The 14,893-nt window shown below is 60.9% G+C and carries 11 protein-coding genes; 10 read left to right on the top strand and 1 reads right to left on the bottom strand.

The features are described from left to right. Positions 1 to 40 precede the first annotated feature (40 nt). The 10 genes from bioF (at position 41) to NE357_RS26335 (ending at position 13,633) form a co-directional block, all read left to right on the top strand. Positions 41 to 1,219: an 8-amino-7-oxononanoate synthase gene (gene bioF / locus NE357_RS26380; protein WP_169432190.1), complete on the top strand. Its 1,179-nt coding sequence runs from the start codon at positions 41 to 43 to the stop codon at positions 1,217 to 1,219. Then, positions 1,212 to 1,943, top strand: a complete 732-nt coding sequence (locus NE357_RS26375; protein WP_169432189.1) for an alpha/beta fold hydrolase — start codon at positions 1,212 to 1,214, stop codon at positions 1,941 to 1,943. The genes bioF and NE357_RS26375 overlap by 8 nt, the downstream gene beginning before the upstream one ends. Beyond that, the gene (gene bioC, locus NE357_RS26370; protein WP_169432188.1) at positions 1,936 to 2,748 is read left to right on the top strand and encodes a malonyl-ACP O-methyltransferase BioC; all 813 of its coding nucleotides are present in this window, start codon (positions 1,936 to 1,938) and stop codon (positions 2,746 to 2,748) included. The genes NE357_RS26375 and bioC overlap by 8 nt, the downstream gene beginning before the upstream one ends. Then, positions 2,745 to 3,425, top strand: a complete 681-nt coding sequence (bioD, locus tag NE357_RS26365) for a dethiobiotin synthase (RefSeq protein WP_169432187.1) — start codon at positions 2,745 to 2,747, stop codon at positions 3,423 to 3,425. Before bioC ends, bioD begins: the two co-directional genes overlap by 4 nt. Before the next feature lie 106 nt (positions 3,426 to 3,531). Further along, the gene (locus NE357_RS26360) at positions 3,532 to 3,828 is read left to right on the top strand and encodes a pyrroloquinoline quinone biosynthesis protein PqqE (RefSeq protein WP_169432186.1); all 297 of its coding nucleotides are present in this window, start codon (positions 3,532 to 3,534) and stop codon (positions 3,826 to 3,828) included. Positions 3,829 to 4,102: 274 nt separating this feature from the next. Continuing rightward, positions 4,103 to 5,908: a phenylacyl-CoA dehydrogenase gene (locus NE357_RS26355; protein ID WP_169432185.1), complete on the top strand. Its 1,806-nt coding sequence runs from the start codon at positions 4,103 to 4,105 to the stop codon at positions 5,906 to 5,908. 262 nt (positions 5,909 to 6,170) lie between these two features. Next, the gene (locus NE357_RS26350; protein WP_169432184.1) at positions 6,171 to 8,285 is read left to right on the top strand and encodes a cytochrome-c peroxidase; all 2,115 of its coding nucleotides are present in this window, start codon (positions 6,171 to 6,173) and stop codon (positions 8,283 to 8,285) included. Positions 8,286 to 8,493: 208 nt separating this feature from the next. Continuing rightward, on the top strand, positions 8,494 to 9,783 hold the full coding sequence (locus NE357_RS26345; protein ID WP_169432183.1) for a GGDEF domain-containing protein: 1,290 nt from the start codon (positions 8,494 to 8,496) through the stop codon (positions 9,781 to 9,783). A gap of 90 nt (positions 9,784 to 9,873) precedes the next feature. After that, complete coding sequence (locus NE357_RS26340) at positions 9,874 to 11,670, top strand: acyl-CoA dehydrogenase C-terminal domain-containing protein (RefSeq protein ID WP_169432182.1); 1,797 nt, start codon at positions 9,874 to 9,876, stop codon at positions 11,668 to 11,670. 184 nt (positions 11,671 to 11,854) lie between these two features. After that, the gene (locus tag NE357_RS26335) at positions 11,855 to 13,633 is read left to right on the top strand and encodes an acyl-CoA dehydrogenase C-terminal domain-containing protein (protein ID WP_169432181.1); all 1,779 of its coding nucleotides are present in this window, start codon (positions 11,855 to 11,857) and stop codon (positions 13,631 to 13,633) included. A 228-nt stretch (positions 13,634 to 13,861) separates the two neighbouring features. Here NE357_RS26335 and NE357_RS26330 read toward each other — a convergent pair whose 3' ends face one another. Continuing rightward, complete coding sequence (locus NE357_RS26330; protein WP_169432180.1) at positions 13,862 to 14,791, bottom strand: LysR family transcriptional regulator; 930 nt, start codon at positions 14,789 to 14,791, stop codon at positions 13,862 to 13,864. Positions 14,792 to 14,893 lie beyond the last annotated feature (102 nt).

The following is a 14,893-nucleotide window of genomic DNA, read 5'->3' as shown; positions in this document are numbered from 1 at the left end:
GGCGGCGCCTGCTGATTCATTTGCCACCCGTGAGGCTTGCATGTCTTTCGATCTCGCCGCACGCCTTGCTGCCCGTCGTGCCGAAAATCTCTATCGCCAGCGCCCGCTGCTTGAAAGCCCGCAAGGGACGCAAGTGGTGGTCGACGGTCAGCCGTTGCTGGCGTTCTGCAACAACGATTACCTGGGCCTGGCCAATCATCCGCAAGTGATCGAAGCCTGGCGCGCCGGTGCCTCGAAGTGGGGCGTCGGCGGCGGTGCCTCGCATCTGGTGATCGGCCACAGCGGCCCGCATCACGAATTGGAAGAGGCTTTGGCAGACCTCACCGGAAGGCCCCGTGCGCTGTTGTTCACCACCGGCTACATGGCCAACCTCGGCGCGGTTACGGCGCTGGTCGGGCAGGGCGATACGGTGCTGGAAGACCGGCTCAATCATGCCTCGTTGCTGGATGCCGGATTGTTGTCCGGCGCGCGCTTCAATCGCTATCTGCACAACGACGCCGACAGCCTCGCCAAGCGTCTGGAGAAAGCCACCGGCAATACTTTGGTGGTCACTGACGGCGTGTTCAGCATGGACGGCGATCTTGCCGACCTGCCGGCGCTGGCCCGAGAGGCCAAGGCCAAAGGCGCTTGGTTGATGGTCGATGACGCCCACGGATTCGGTCCGCTGGGAGCGAACGGTGGCGGGATCGTCGAGCATTTCGGTTTGAGCCAGGAGGATGTGCCGGTGCTGGTCGGCACGCTCGGCAAAGCGTTCGGCACGGCGGGCGCGTTTGTCGCCGGCAGCGAAGAGCTGATCGAAAGCCTGATCCAGTTCGCCCGCCCGTACATCTACACCACCAGCCAGCCGCCGGCGCTGGCCTGTGCAACATTGAAAAGTCTGGAACTGCTGCGCAGCGAACACTGGCGCCGCGAGCATTTGCAGACGCTGATCCGCCAGTTCCGCCACGGCGCCGAACAGATCGGTCTGGAACTGATGGACAGCTTCACGCCGATCCAGCCGATCCTGATCGGCGATGCCGGTCGCGCCGTGCGTCTGTCGCAGATGCTGCGCGAGCGTGGGCTGATGGTCACTGCGATCCGCCCGCCGACCGTGCCTGCCGGCAGCGCGCGGCTGCGCGTCACCCTGACCGCCGCCCACAGTGAGGCGCAGGTGCAACTATTGTTAGAAGGACTGGCCGATTGCTTTGCCCAACTCAAGTCGGAGCCAAGCCATGCGTGATCGTCTGATTCTGCTCCCGGGTTGGGGCCTCGGCGTTTCGCCGCTGGAGCCTCTGGCCGCTGCGTTGCGTGGGCTGGATGAACACCTGACGGTCGAAATCGAACCGCTGCCGGAGCTGGAATCCAGCGATCCTGCGGACTGGCTCGACGAACTCGATGAGCGCATTCCCGAAGATGCCTGGTTGGGTGGCTGGTCGCTGGGTGGGATGCTCGCCTCGGAGCTGGCGGCGCGACGTGGCGAACATTGCTGCGGCTTGCTGACCCTGGCGAGCAATCCTTCGTTTGTCGCCCATGAACAATGGCCGAGCGCGATGCCGGCAGAGACCTTCGATGCGTTTCTGGCCGGTTGCAATGCCGACCCGCGACAGACCCTCAAACGTTTCTCTCTGTTATGTGCTCAAGGTGCGCAAGACCCGCGCGGCTTGTCGCGACTGTTGCTCGGCGGCGCGCCGAACACTTCGCCGGCGGCGTTAATGGCTGGTCTGGCGTTGTTGGCGCAGATCGATACGCGTAATGCCTTGCAAGTGTTTCGAGGCCCGCAATTGCATCTGTTTGGCGGGCTGGATGGGCTGGTGCCGGCGGAAGCCGCGGGCGAGTTATTTGCGCTGCTGGCGGATGTCGAGGTCGGGCTGATCGAGAAGGCCAGCCATGGGTTTCTTCTGGAAGATCCCCACGGTGTGGCCGGTGCTATCCAGGCGTTTTTAAGTGAGTGTGGTGATGACTGATTTGTCTTTTGCTGCGCTGCCCGGCGGCTTGCCTGACAAACGCCAGGTAGCGGCTTCCTTCTCACGTGCAGCGGCCAGCTACGACAGCGTCGCCGAGTTGCAGCGTGATGTCGGCACGCAGTTGCTGAATCGTCTGCCGGTGGATTTTCTGCCGTCGCGCTGGCTGGATCTCGGCTGTGGCACCGGCTATTTCACCCGGGCGCTGGCCGAACATTTTGCCGGGAACGAAGGGCTGGCGCTGGATATCGCCGAAGGCATGCTCAATCACGCCCGGCCATTGGGTGGTGCCACACACTTTATTGCGGGCGATGCCGAGCGTCTGCCGTTGCAGCATTCGACCTGCGACCTGATTTTCTCCAGCCTCGCCGTGCAGTGGTGCGCAGACTTCGAATCGGTGCTCGGCGAAGCGTTTCGGGTGCTGAAACCAGGGGGGATTTTTGCGTTTGCTAGTCTTTGTGTAGGGACGTTGTACGAATTGCGCGACAGTTGGCGCCAGGTCGATGGTCTGGTACACGTCAACCGCTTCCGCGAATTCGCCCGGTATGAACAATTGTGCGCGGCCAGTGGGTTGCGTACGGTCAGTCTTGAGAACCGGCCGCATGTGCTGCATTACCCGGATGTGCGCAGCTTGACGCACGAACTCAAGGCACTGGGCGCACACAATCTGAATCCCGGTCGGCCGGGCGGACTCACCGGGCGGGCGCGGATTCTCGGGCTGGTCGAGGCGTACGAGCAGTTCCGTCAGCAACAAGGCTTGCCGGCGACTTATCAGGTGGTTTACGCCGTGTTGGAGAAACCCTTATGAGCGCAGCCTATTTCATCACCGGAACCGACACTGACGTTGGCAAGACCACTGTCGCCGCCGGGTTGCTGCATGCGGCGCGGTCGGCGGGGCTGAGTACGGCGGCGGGCAAGCCGGTGGCGTCCGGTTGTGTCGTGACACCCAGAGGCCTGCGCAACTCCGATGCCTTGGCGTTGCAGGCCGAGTGTTCGTTGCCGCTGACGTATCAACAGGTCAATCCGGTGGCGTTCGAGCCGGCGATCGCGCCGCATCTGGCGGCACGAGAGGCAGGTGTGGCGCTGACGGTGCAATCGCTGCTGGTGCCGATGCGCGAGATTCTGGCGATGAACGCCGATTTCACGCTGATCGAAGGTGCGGGTGGCTGGCGGGTGCCGTTGGCGGATCAGGACAATCTGTCGGATCTGGCGATTGCGCTGAAGCTGCCGGTCATTCTGGTGGTCGGCGTGCGTCTGGGTTGCATCAGTCATGCGCTATTGACTGCCGAGGCGATTGCCCGGGACGGGCTGCAACTGGCGGGATGGGTGGCGAACATCATTGATCCGAAGACGTCGCGGCTGGAGGAAAACCTGGCGACGCTGGCCGAGCGGATTCCAGCGCCATGCCTGGGGCGAGTGCCCAAGCTCAAGGCGATCAGCGCCGAGGCGGTCGCCGAGCATTTGCAACTGGACTTGCTCGACTGATTTTGGCTATGACAAGGCACAGTGCCATTAGTGTTTTTGACGGGTGTTTTTCTGACGTCTCTGGTTCAATGGCAGCCATTGATCCTTCCCAAGGACGAGAGCTCCCATGGAAATCTCCGGAAACACGGCTTTTTATGCAGGTTTGAGCACGATTCAGACCGGGCAGAACCGCGTCGATCAGGCTGCCAGCCAGATCGCCAACAACACCATCGAGCGTTCGGTCACCAGTCAGTCCTCCGAAGCCCAGATCGATCGCCTGCGCGGCGTGGATCGCAGCCAGCAACTGGATCCGGGCAGCGCCATGGCCGAGATGGCCCAGGGCAAGTTTCAAGTGGAACTGGGCACGAAAGTCGCCAAGGCATCCGATGAAATGCTCGGCACGATCATCGATACGTTCGCCTGATTTTCTGATACCCGCTTTGCCAGACGCCGCGACTGTTCGCGGCGTTTTTCGTTGTAAGTCCTTCTCCCTCAACTAATCTTTTTTTGTGTGCATGGCCCTTTCGGATGCATGTCGAGGTGCTGTGTCCGGCGTTTGAAAAATGTGATGACGAACGGCAAAAGATCGACGCTTGACAAGGTTTCGGCGTAAACGTATGTTTCAAACAACTGTTTGACCGTCACAACAAATCAATGCGGTCGTTCATTCCCGGTTACATCAGCAGAGGTTTATCGCTATGCCTGACTACAAGGCCCCCTTGCGTGATATTCGCTTCGTTCGTGACGAACTGCTCGGCTACGAAGCGCACTATCAGAGCCTTCCAGCTTGCGCAGACGCAACGCCGGACATGGTTGACGCCATTCTCGAAGAAGGCGCCAAGTTTTGTGAGCAGGTACTGGCGCCGCTGAACCGCGTGGGCGACATCGAAGGTTGCACCTGGAGCGAGTCCGGTGTGAAAACCCCGACTGGCTTCAAAGAGGCTTACAAGCAATTCGTCGAAGGCGGCTGGCCGAGCCTGGCCCACGACGTCGAGCACGGTGGTCAAGGTCTGCCAGAGTCGCTGGGTCTGGCTGTCAGCGAAATGGTCGGCGAAGCCAACTGGTCGTGGGGCATGTACCCGGGCCTGTCGCACGGCGCGATGAACACCATTTCCGAGCACGGCACCCCGGAGCAGCAGGAAGCCTATCTGACCAAACTGGTCTCCGGCGAATGGACCGGCACCATGTGCCTGACCGAACCGCACTGCGGCACCGACCTGGGCATGCTGCGCACCAAGGCCGAACCTCAGGCCGACGGTTCCTACAAAGTCTCCGGCACCAAGATTTTCATCTCGGCCGGTGAACACGACATGGCCGACAACATCGTCCACATCGTACTGGCCCGCCTGCCGGATGCACCGGCTGGCACCAAGGGCATTTCCCTGTTCATCGTTCCGAAGTTCCTGCCGAATGCCGATGGCACTGTGGGTACTCGCAACGCTGTGAGCTGCGGCTCGCTGGAACACAAGATGGGTATCCACGGCAACGCCACTTGCGTGATGAACTTCGACGGCGCGACCGGTTTCCTGATCGGCCCGGCGAACAAAGGCCTGAACTGCATGTTCACCTTCATGAACACCGCACGTCTGGGCACCGCGCTGCAAGGTCTGGCCCACGCCGAAATCGGCTTCCAGGGCGGTCTGAAATACGCTCGTGATCGCCTGCAAATGCGCTCCCTGACCGGCCCGAAAGCGCCGGAAAAGGCCGCTGACCCGATCATCGTGCACCCGGACGTACGCCGCATGCTGTTGACCATGAAGGCATTCGCCGAAGGCAACCGTGCGATGGTGTATTTCACCGCCAAACAGGTCGACATCGTCAAATACGGCGTGGACGAAGAAGAGAAGAAGAAAGCCGACGCACTGCTGGCCTTCATGACTCCGATCGCCAAAGCGTTCATGACCGAAGTCGGTTTCGAATCCGCCAACCACGGCGTACAGATCTACGGTGGACACGGCTTCATCGCCGAGTGGGGCATGGAGCAGAACGTTCGCGACAGCCGCATTTCGATGCTGTACGAAGGCACCACCGGCATCCAGGCACTCGACCTGTTGGGCCGTAAAGTGCTGATGACTCAAGGTGAGGCTCTGAAAGGCTTCACCAAGATCGTCCACAAGTTCTGCCAGAACAACGAAGGCAACGAAGCCGTCAAGGAATTCGTCGCACCGTTGGCTGCACTGAACAAAGAGTGGGGCGAGCTGACCATGAAGGTTGGTATGGCCGCCATGAAAGATCGCGAAGAAGTCGGCGCGGCCTCCGTGGATTACCTGATGTACTCCGGTTACGCCTGCCTGGCTTACTTCTGGGCCGACATGGCGCGTCTGGCGGCTGAAAAACTGGCTGCCGGCACCACCGACGAGGCCTTCTACACCGCCAAGCTGCAAACCGCGCGCTTCTACTTCCAGCGCATCCTGCCGCGTACCCGTACGCACGTGGCCACCATGCTGTCGGGCGCCAACAACCTGATGGACATGAAAGAAGAAGACTTCGCACTGGGCTACTAAGCCTTAACGCGGTCTTTCGAAAAACCGCTGTTCCTTCGGGGGCAGCGGTTTTTTTTTATGCCCGGATTTCCCCAATCCCGGGGCTGATTCCCCAGCATTGATGAAGTAGTCGCTCAGCCAAACCCCGGCGCTTATTGATTCAAAATGTTTCCAGAAGAGTGGCCAATTAATTGCACTGCCCGAATTACCGGTGCTAACCAGAACTGCCTGCTCAAAGAAGCATGACGCCCGGCACTTAACAACAACAGTCAGGGTGAAGCCTATGAACATCAGTCGACTCGCTCGTTTGACCTTCTGGTTACCCATCGCGCTGTCAGTCCACAGCGCCTGGGCCGCCGCTCCCGCCGAAGTCGATCCCCCGGTGCCGGAGGTCCCGTCGCTGCAATCGTTGCGCGGGATGGTGCCTCCCGATCCCTCCGGGACCGAAGGCGGACGCAAGGTCGACCTGATGACCGACTACGTGCTCAACCGCTCTGCTGCGATCCTGCTGGGCAAGGCGTTGTTCTGGGACATGGAGATCGGCAGCGACGGCGCGACGGCCTGCGCATCCTGCCACTACCATGCAGGCGTCGATCATCGCATCACCAACCAGCTCAACCCCGGCCAGGCCAACACCAACGCCAACGTTGCGTCGATTTTCAACAAGCCGTTCATGGCCTCCGATATTCCCGGTGACGTGGCGACCTACGCGACGTTGTCCGGCGGCAAGGGCGGCCCGAACTACACGCTGAAGAAAACCGACTTCCCGACCCACGTACTGAGCAACCCGCTGGAGCGCAACTCGCCCATCGTGTACTCGACGGACGACGTGGTCGGCTCGCAAGGTGTGTTCGATGCCAACTTCGTCAAACCCAATCAGGCGCGTTTCGACAAATGCACCCAGCAGCCGGACGGTATTTTCCAGGTCGGCGGCATCAACGTGCGTCGCAGCACCGGGCGCAATGCGCCGTCGGTGATCAACGCCGCGTTCAACGTGCGCAACTTCTGGGACGGTCGGGCCAACAACGTGTTCAACGGCTTCTCGCCGTTCGGCAATCGCGACCCCGATGCCGGGATCTACGTGACCAGCGAACGCAGCACGGTCGCCACCAAAGTCAGGCTGGCGCTCAACGATGCGTCAGCCGCCTCGCAAGCCGTCGGCCCGCCCGGAAGTCCGGTGGAAATGTCCTGCGGCGGTCGCACCTTTGCCGACATCGGCCGGCGGATGCTCGACACGCTGATGCTCAAGCAGCAACGGATCTCGTCCACTGATTCGGTGCTGGGCCCTGTGTCTGGTGCGCGGCGTCCGACCTATCGCGAACTGATCAAGAATGCCTTCAAGCCCCGGCTGTGGAACGCCACGCAAAACGTGTTGGTGGGCGGTGCGCCATACACTCAGATGGAAGCCAACTTTCCGCTGTTCTTCGGCCTGGCGATCCAGATGTATGAAGCCACGCTGGTTTCCGATCAGGCGCCGATCGATGCCTACCTGCAAGGCGACCACACCGCGATGAACGCGCAGCAGGTCGAGGGCATGAACCTGTTCCTCGGCAAGGGCAAATGCGTCAATTGCCACGGCGGGCCGGAGTTGACCAATGCGGCCAGTCGCCTGCTGATGCATCCGCGCGAACGCATCGAACGGATGGTGATGGCCGATAACCTGACGACCCTCTACGACAACGGCTTCTACAACACCGGTGTCCGCCCGACCTCGGAAGATCTCGCCCTCGGCGGTGCGGATGCCTGGGGCAATCCGTGGTCGTTCACCCGTCAGTACAACTCCGTACTGCAGGGCGGCAAATCGGTCGATCCGCTGGATGTCGACGTCTGTACCTTCGAAGCACCGCTGAGTGCAGCGATTCCGTGCGACGCCACGCTCAAGCCCAATGTCGGTTTCCGCGACTCGGTCGACGGCGCGTTCAAGACCCCGACCCTGCGCAATATCGCTCTGACCGGCCCGTACTTCCACAACGGCAGCCGCTCGACGCTCAAGCAGGTCATGGAGTTCTACAACCGTGGCGGCGACCGGCGCGGCGAGGATGCCAACAACACCAGCGGCTTCGAGCACCCGGCGGTGAATCAGCACAACACCTCCAACCTCGACCCGGACATGACGGCGCTGAACCTGACGCCTGATGAAATCGACGCCCTGGTGAAATTCATGGAAGTCGGCCTGACCGACCCGCGCGTCGCCTGGGAGCGGGCGCCATTCGATCACCCGTCGCTGGTCATCCCGCAAGGTCACATCGGGGATGAAAACGCCGTGACCCAGCGCCCGGCCAGTCCGAAAGTCACGACCCGCCAGGCAACGGATGCATTGCTCAATCTCAAGCCTTATGGCGCTGAAGGTCGGCCGACGGCGGAGGGGCCATTGCTGCCGTTCTACAACGATCTTTGAGGGGAAATGAGCGTCATGGCCATCAAGCATGATGGCCATGACGGAAGTTTCGTGTTTGTCAGGGAAAAAACCTTGATTGAAGGCTCAGAAACCGAGGGGGGCGGCCGTTAAAGAGACAACCTGTGATCTGGATCACATTGTGTGTGCTTAACTGGCCACATTGCAGGCACAATGCCATCTCTTTGCCAAGACGGTCGGAGCTTTACCCTTGCCGCGTTCTTCCGCTGTACGTTTCAGTCATTTCATACCTTCACTGCTGTTGTTGCTTGCGGGGTTGGCGGCTGCGTACGTCAAAGACCTCAACGTGTTCTTCACCTCGCTGTTCAACGTGCTGCCAACTCTGGTGCTGTTGCTGGGCGGGTCGTATTGCGCGGTTTACCGACGCCAGCGCGAACTGTTTCTGATGGTCACGGTGTACATCGCCTACTTCCTGCTCGACACCCAGACCGACTATTACCGCGACAACGGCAAGGTGCGCGAGGACGCGGCCGTGGTGTTCCATCTGGTGTGTCTGCTGCTGCCCTTGTTGTTCGGTCTGTTCGCCGCGTGGCAGGAGCGCACGCATCTGTTTCAGGACATGGTGGCGCGTTTCGCCGTGTTGCTGGCTTTCGGCAGCGTGGCGCTGGGACTTGAACAAAGCTATCCCCAGGCTCTGCTGATGTGGCTTTCGGAGATCCGTTGGCCGGCCCTGCACGGCGCTTGGATGAGCCTGATCCAGATGTCTTATCCGGTGTTCCTCTCGGCGTTCCTGTTGCTGGCCTGGCAGTACTGGCGCCATCCGCGTCCGCTGCACGCGGCGCAACTGGTGGGATTGCTCGGGGTGTTCTGGATGCTGCCGAAAACCTTCATCCTGCCGTTCACCCTGAACATCATGTGCAGCCAGGTCATGTTGATGATTGCAGCGGCGGTGGCGCACGAGGCTTATCAAATGGCCTTCCGTGACGAACTCACCGGTCTGCCGGGCCGTCGCGCACTCAACGAACGCATGCAGCGTCTGGGTCGCAACTATGTGCTGGCGATGAGCGACGTCGATCACTTCAAGAAATTCAACGACACCCACGGTCACGACGTGGGTGACCAGGTTCTGCGACTGGTCGCCAGCAAGCTGTCCAAAATCAGCGGTGGCGGCAGGGCTTATCGCTACGGTGGCGAGGAATTCGCCCTGGTGTTTGCAGGCAAGACCCTTGAAGAGTGCATGCCGCACCTGGAAGTCATCCGCGAGTCGATTGCGTCCTACAACATTCAGCTGCGCAATCAGGAAAACCGCCCTCAGGACGATCAACAGGGGCGCCAGCGGCGGGGCGGCTCCGGTGCGTCCAGCGTATCGGTCACGGTCAGTATCGGCGTCGCCGAACGAGTCGAGCAGCGTACCCCGGAAGAAGTGCTCAAATCCGCCGACCAGGCGCTATACGCCGCCAAGGGCGCGGGCCGCAACTGTGTGATGGCGTTCGGTCAGAACCGCCGTGGCGCGGTGCGCATGGATAACGCTGCGGGTTGAGTGATGACGGCGCATTCAGCGTCTGGACAGTGATTGTGGGGCAGGGTGGCCGGCAGTAGGTTGAAACGATCTGCTGACGGAGAAGCCACCATGCCCGAGTACAAAGCTCCCCTGCGCGACATGCGCTTTCTGATCGACCACGTCTTCGACTTCCACACCCAGTACGCGGCCCTGGGCGCTCACGATGCCAGCCCGGACATGATCAACGCGATCCTCGAGGAGGGCGCGAAGTTCTGTGAGAACGTTCTGGCGCCGCTCAATCGCAGCGGTGACGAAGAGGGCTGCCATTTCGACAATGGCGTGGTGACAACGCCTGCAGGCTTCAAGCAAGCCTTCGCACAATACGTGGAAGGCGGCTGGCATGGTCTGGCGGCCGACCCGGCCTACGGCGGCCAGGGCCTGCCGAGTTCGCTGGGGCTGGTGATCAGCGAGATGGTCGCCTCCAGCAACACTTCCTGGGGCATGTACCCGGGCTTGACCCACGGCGCCATGTCGGCGATCCACGCCCACGGCACCGAGGAACAGAAAAACACCTATCTGCGCAAACTCACTGCGGGCCAGTGGACCGGCACCATGTGCCTGACCGAAGCCCATTGCGGCACCGACCTGGGCATCATCAAGACCCGCGCCGTGCCTCAGGCCGACGGTAGTTACGTGGTCACCGGCAGCAAGATTTTCATCTCCGCCGGCGAGCACGACATGAGCGACAACATCATTCATCTGGTATTGGCCAAACTGCCGGACGCACCGGCGGGGACCAAGGGGATTTCGCTGTTCATCGTGCCGAAATTCCTGCCGGATGCAGCCGGCGAGGCGGGGGAGCGCAACGGCGTTTCCTGCGGTTCGATCGAACACAAGATGGGCATAAAAGCCTCGGCCACTTGCGTGCTGAACTTCGATGACGCCAAAGGTTTCCTGATCGGCGAGCCGAACAAAGGCCTGAACTGCATGTTTACCATGATGAACCATGCGCGGCTTGGCACCGGGATGCAGGGTCTTTGTCTGGGCGAAGCGAGTTTCCAGGGCGCGATCAAATACGCCAACGACCGCTTGCAAATGCGCGCCCTGACCGGCGCCAAAGCCCCGGACAAACCGGCCGATCCGATCATCGTCCATCCGGACGTGCGGCGCATGCTGCTGACCATGAAAGCCTTCAATGAAGGCAACCGCGCACTGACCTATTTCACTGCGCAGATGCTCGATGTCGCGCACCTGAGCCCGGATGCCGGCGCGCGTCAGGAGGCCGAAGACCTGCTGGCATTCCTGACCCCGATCTGCAAGGCGTTCATGACCGACACCGGCCTGGAGGTGACCAACCACGGCATGCAGGTGTTTGGCGGCCACGGTTTTATCCGTGAGTGGGGCATGGAGCAACTGGTTCGCGACTGCCGCATTGCACCGATCTACGAAGGTACCAACGGTATCCAGGCGTTGGACTTGCTGGGGCGCAAAGTCCTTGGCAGCCAGGGCAAGCTGCTGCGTAACTTCACGAAGATCGTTCACAAGTTCTGTGCAGCGAACGCCGGACATGCGCAATTGGGCGAGTTTGTGGCGCAGCTCGACAGCCTCAATCAGCAGTGGGGTGAGTTGACCATGCAGGTCGGCATGGCCGCGATGAAGAATCCGGATGAAGTCGGCGCCGCATCGGTGGATTACCTGATGTACAGCGGATACATCGTTCTTGGCTATTTGTGGCTTCGCATGGCGCTGGTCGCCCAGGCACAGCTGGAGTCGGGCGAGGGTGACGGCGATTTCTGCCAGGGCAAACTGGCGACGTGCGAGTTTTACTTCAAGCGTCTGTTGCCGCGTACCGTAGCCCATCGTTCGGCGATCGAGGCGGGCAGCGATTGCCTGATGAAACTGCCGGCCCAGTTGTTCGCGCTGTAACACGCCACTGTTAAACAAAAGAGCCCGCTGATTGCGGGCTTCTTTATGGTTGATCGCTGGTGACTAAAAATAACAAAACAGTCACCGCCTGACCCTATGTGTCGCAAAAGTTGTTGGGGTACACTCCAGCTCAATGACATCACCCTTCCACGAATCACCTGTTTAGATCTTTGCGAGGTTTGCCATGGCTGACTACAAAGCGCCGCTGCGCGATATGCGCTTCGTCCTCAATGAAGTGTTCGAAGTCGCCAAACTCTGGGCCGAGCTGCCGGCCCTGGCCGAGACCGTCGACGCGGAAACCGTTGAAGCCATTCTCGAAGAGGCCGGCAAGGTCACCAGCAAAAGCATCGCGCCCCTGAGCCGTGCCGCCGACGAAGAAGGCTGCCACTGGGCCGACGGTGCCGTCACCACGCCGGCCGGTTTCCCACAGGCCTATCAGACTTATGCCGAAGGTGGCTGGGTCGGTGTTGGCGGTGATCCGGCCTACGGCGGCATGGGTATGCCCAAAGCCGTGTCGGCTCAGGTTGAAGAGATGGTCAACTCCGCCAGCCTGTCCTTCGGTCTGTACCCGATGCTGACTGCCGGCGCGTGCCTGTCGATCAACGCCCACGCCAGCGAAGAGCTGAAAGCCGCTTACCTGCCGAACATGTACGCCGGCGTCTGGGCCGGTTCCATGTGCCTGACCGAGCCGCACGCCGGCACAGACCTGGGCATCATCCGCACCAAGGCCGAACCTCAGGCCGACGGCTCCTACAAGGTCAGCGGCACGAAGATCTTCATCACCGGCGGTGAGCACGACCTGACCGAAAACATCATCCACCTGGTGCTGGCCAAACTGCCGGACGCACCGGCGGGGCCGAAAGGCATTTCGCTGTTTCTGGTGCCCAAGTTCATGGTCAATGCCGATGGCAGCCTGGGCGCACGCAACCCGGCCAACTGTGGTTCGATCGAACACAAGATGGGCATCCAGGCGTCCGCTACCTGCGTGATGAACTTCGATGAAGCCGTGGGCTACCTGGTCGGCGAGCCGAACAAAGGCCTGGCCGCCATGTTCACCATGATGAACTACGAGCGGCTGGGCGTCGGTATCCAGGGCCTGGCCACCGGCGAGCGCTCGTATCAGAACGCCATCGAATACGCCCGTGATCGCCTGCAAAGCCGTTCGCCGACCGGCGCGCAGAACAAGGACAAGGTCGCTGACCCGATCATCGTCCACCCGGACGTGCGTCGCATGCTGCTGACCATGAAAGCCTCGAATGAAGGCGGTCGTGCGTTCTCCACCTACGTGGCAACGCAACTCGACACCGCCAAGTTCAGCGAAGACGCTGCCACCCGCAAGCGTGCAGAAGATCTGGTGGCCTTGCTGACGCCAGTGGCCAAGGCGTTCCTGACCGATCTGGGTCTGGAAACCACCGTTCACGGCCAGCAGATTTTCGGCGGCCACGGCTACATCCGCGAGTGGGGTCAGGAGCAACTGGTGCGTGACGTGCGCATCACCCAGATCTACGAAGGCACCAACGGTATTCAGGCGCTGGACCTGGTGGGCCGCAAGATCGTCGGCAGCGGCGGCGCGTTCTACAAACTGTTCGCCGACGAGATCCGCCATTTCATCGCAACCGCCAGTGCCGATCTGGGCGAGTTCACCAAGCCGCTGAATGACGCCGTCGACACCCTCGACGAGCTGACTTCATGGCTGCTGGACCGGGCGAAAACCAACCCGAACGAAATCGGCGCAGCGTCGGTCGAGTACCTGCAAGCCTTCGGTTACACCGCCTACGCGTACATGTGGGCACTGATGGCCAAGGCAGCGCTGGGCAAAGAAGCGCAGGACGATTTCTACGCGAGCAAACTCGGCACGGCGCGCTTCTATTTCGCCCGTCTGCTGCCGCGGATTCACTCGTTGAGCGCGTCGGTCAAGGCCGGCAGCGAGTCGCTGTTCCTGCTGGACGCTGCGCAGTTCTGATGATGTAACGTCATGTAAGCGATCTCTTACATGACGTGCTGCTTTTCTCCCATAGGCGTAGATTGGATCCAGAGCTAATCTACTTTCCATGGACGTAGCGCAGGAAGCGCAAAGTAACAACACGGACACGTAAGGATTCTGCCAGGGTGGCGGAGTGAAATGGATGTCAGGGAAACAGTCTGCAAAGCCCCGCTTCGGCGGGGTTTTCTTATGCCCGCAGAAAAGTTTTCAGCTCAGCGCGTCCAGTGGCGGCGCCCCCTTCAGCGGTTTGTCTTCGCGCTGCATCACCTCTTCCAGCAACGTTCGCAGCAAGGCCAATGGCGCCTGCTGGCGTTGCACATCGCGACACACCAGCCCGACCGTCAACGGTACACGTGGCTCACTCAACGGTTTCCACAGTAGGTCCTGATCGTCGTACTCCTTCTGCGAACGACCGGGCAGCACCGTCGCCAGACGGGTGTGCGGCAGGCTGTCGAGAATCCCCACCATGTTGTTCAGTTCTGCCTGCACTTGCGGGCGACGTCCAAGACTGGCCAGTTGCGCCTGCCAGATCTGGCGGATCTGGAATTCCTCGCCCAGCAGCAACATGGGCAGTTCGGCGGCTTGGCTCATCGAGACTTTCTTGAATTCCCGCAGCGGATGATCCGCCGGGATGACCAGCGTCAGTTCATCTTCGTACAGCATCACGCCGTGCAGCCCCGGCTGGCGCGGTGGGAGATAGCTGATGCCAATGTCCAGCGAACCGTTGAGCAGTCGCCGCTCGATCTCCAGCCCCGTCAGTTCATAAATCTGCACCACCAGATGCGGCTGAGCCTTGCGTACCCGTTCAAGCATTTGCGGCACCAGACTGGTGTGCACGGTTTGCAGCACGCCGATCGCCAGCGTACGCAGCGCCTGCCCCTTGAAGTTGCCCAGCGCTTCACGCGCCCGCTGCATGCCATCAAGCAGTGGCAGTGCGTGGTTGTACAGCGTATGAGCGGCCAGGGTCGGCAGCAGGCGTTTGCTGCTGCGTTCGAATAGCGTGACATCGAGGTTCTGTTCCAGGTGGCGGATCTGCTGGGACAGCGCGGGTTGGGAGATCGAAAGCCGCTCCGCGGCCCGTCCGACGTGACCTTCTTCGTAGACCGCGACGAAATAACGCAGTTGTTTGAAATCCATAAGTAACACTTATCGAAAATGCTGGTAAATCGAAATGGCTCGACGCCGAGAACAGGCCTAGTCTAACCGCATTCACAAGGCTTACAGGGCCGGAAAGCGCAA

The sequence above is a fragment of the Pseudomonas sp. G7(2022) genome (assembly GCF_052660475.1).
This window is presented reverse-complemented; position numbering and strand designations above follow the sequence as displayed.

Excerpts from the sequence above, each read along its gene's own strand:
- NE357_RS26330 (WP_169432180.1), bottom strand. The coding sequence starts at position 14,791 with ATGGATTTCAAACAACTGCGTTATTTCGTCGCGGTCTACGAAGAAGGT.
- NE357_RS26355 (WP_169432185.1), top strand. The coding sequence starts at position 4,103 with ATGCCTGACTACAAGGCCCCCTTGCGTGATATTCGCTTCGTTCGTGAC.
- NE357_RS26335 (WP_169432181.1), top strand. The coding sequence starts at position 11,855 with ATGGCTGACTACAAAGCGCCGCTGCGCGATATGCGCTTCGTCCTCAAT.
- bioF (WP_169432190.1), top strand. The coding sequence starts at position 41 with ATGTCTTTCGATCTCGCCGCACGCCTTGCTGCCCGTCGTGCCGAAAAT.
- NE357_RS26340 (WP_169432182.1), top strand. The coding sequence starts at position 9,874 with ATGCCCGAGTACAAAGCTCCCCTGCGCGACATGCGCTTTCTGATCGAC.
- NE357_RS26375 (WP_169432189.1), top strand. The coding sequence starts at position 1,212 with ATGCGTGATCGTCTGATTCTGCTCCCGGGTTGGGGCCTCGGCGTTTCG.
- NE357_RS26350 (WP_169432184.1), top strand. The coding sequence starts at position 6,171 with ATGAACATCAGTCGACTCGCTCGTTTGACCTTCTGGTTACCCATCGCG.
- bioD (WP_169432187.1), top strand. The coding sequence starts at position 2,745 with ATGAGCGCAGCCTATTTCATCACCGGAACCGACACTGACGTTGGCAAG.
- NE357_RS26360 (WP_169432186.1), top strand. The coding sequence starts at position 3,532 with ATGGAAATCTCCGGAAACACGGCTTTTTATGCAGGTTTGAGCACGATT.
- bioC (WP_169432188.1), top strand. The coding sequence starts at position 1,936 with ATGACTGATTTGTCTTTTGCTGCGCTGCCCGGCGGCTTGCCTGACAAA.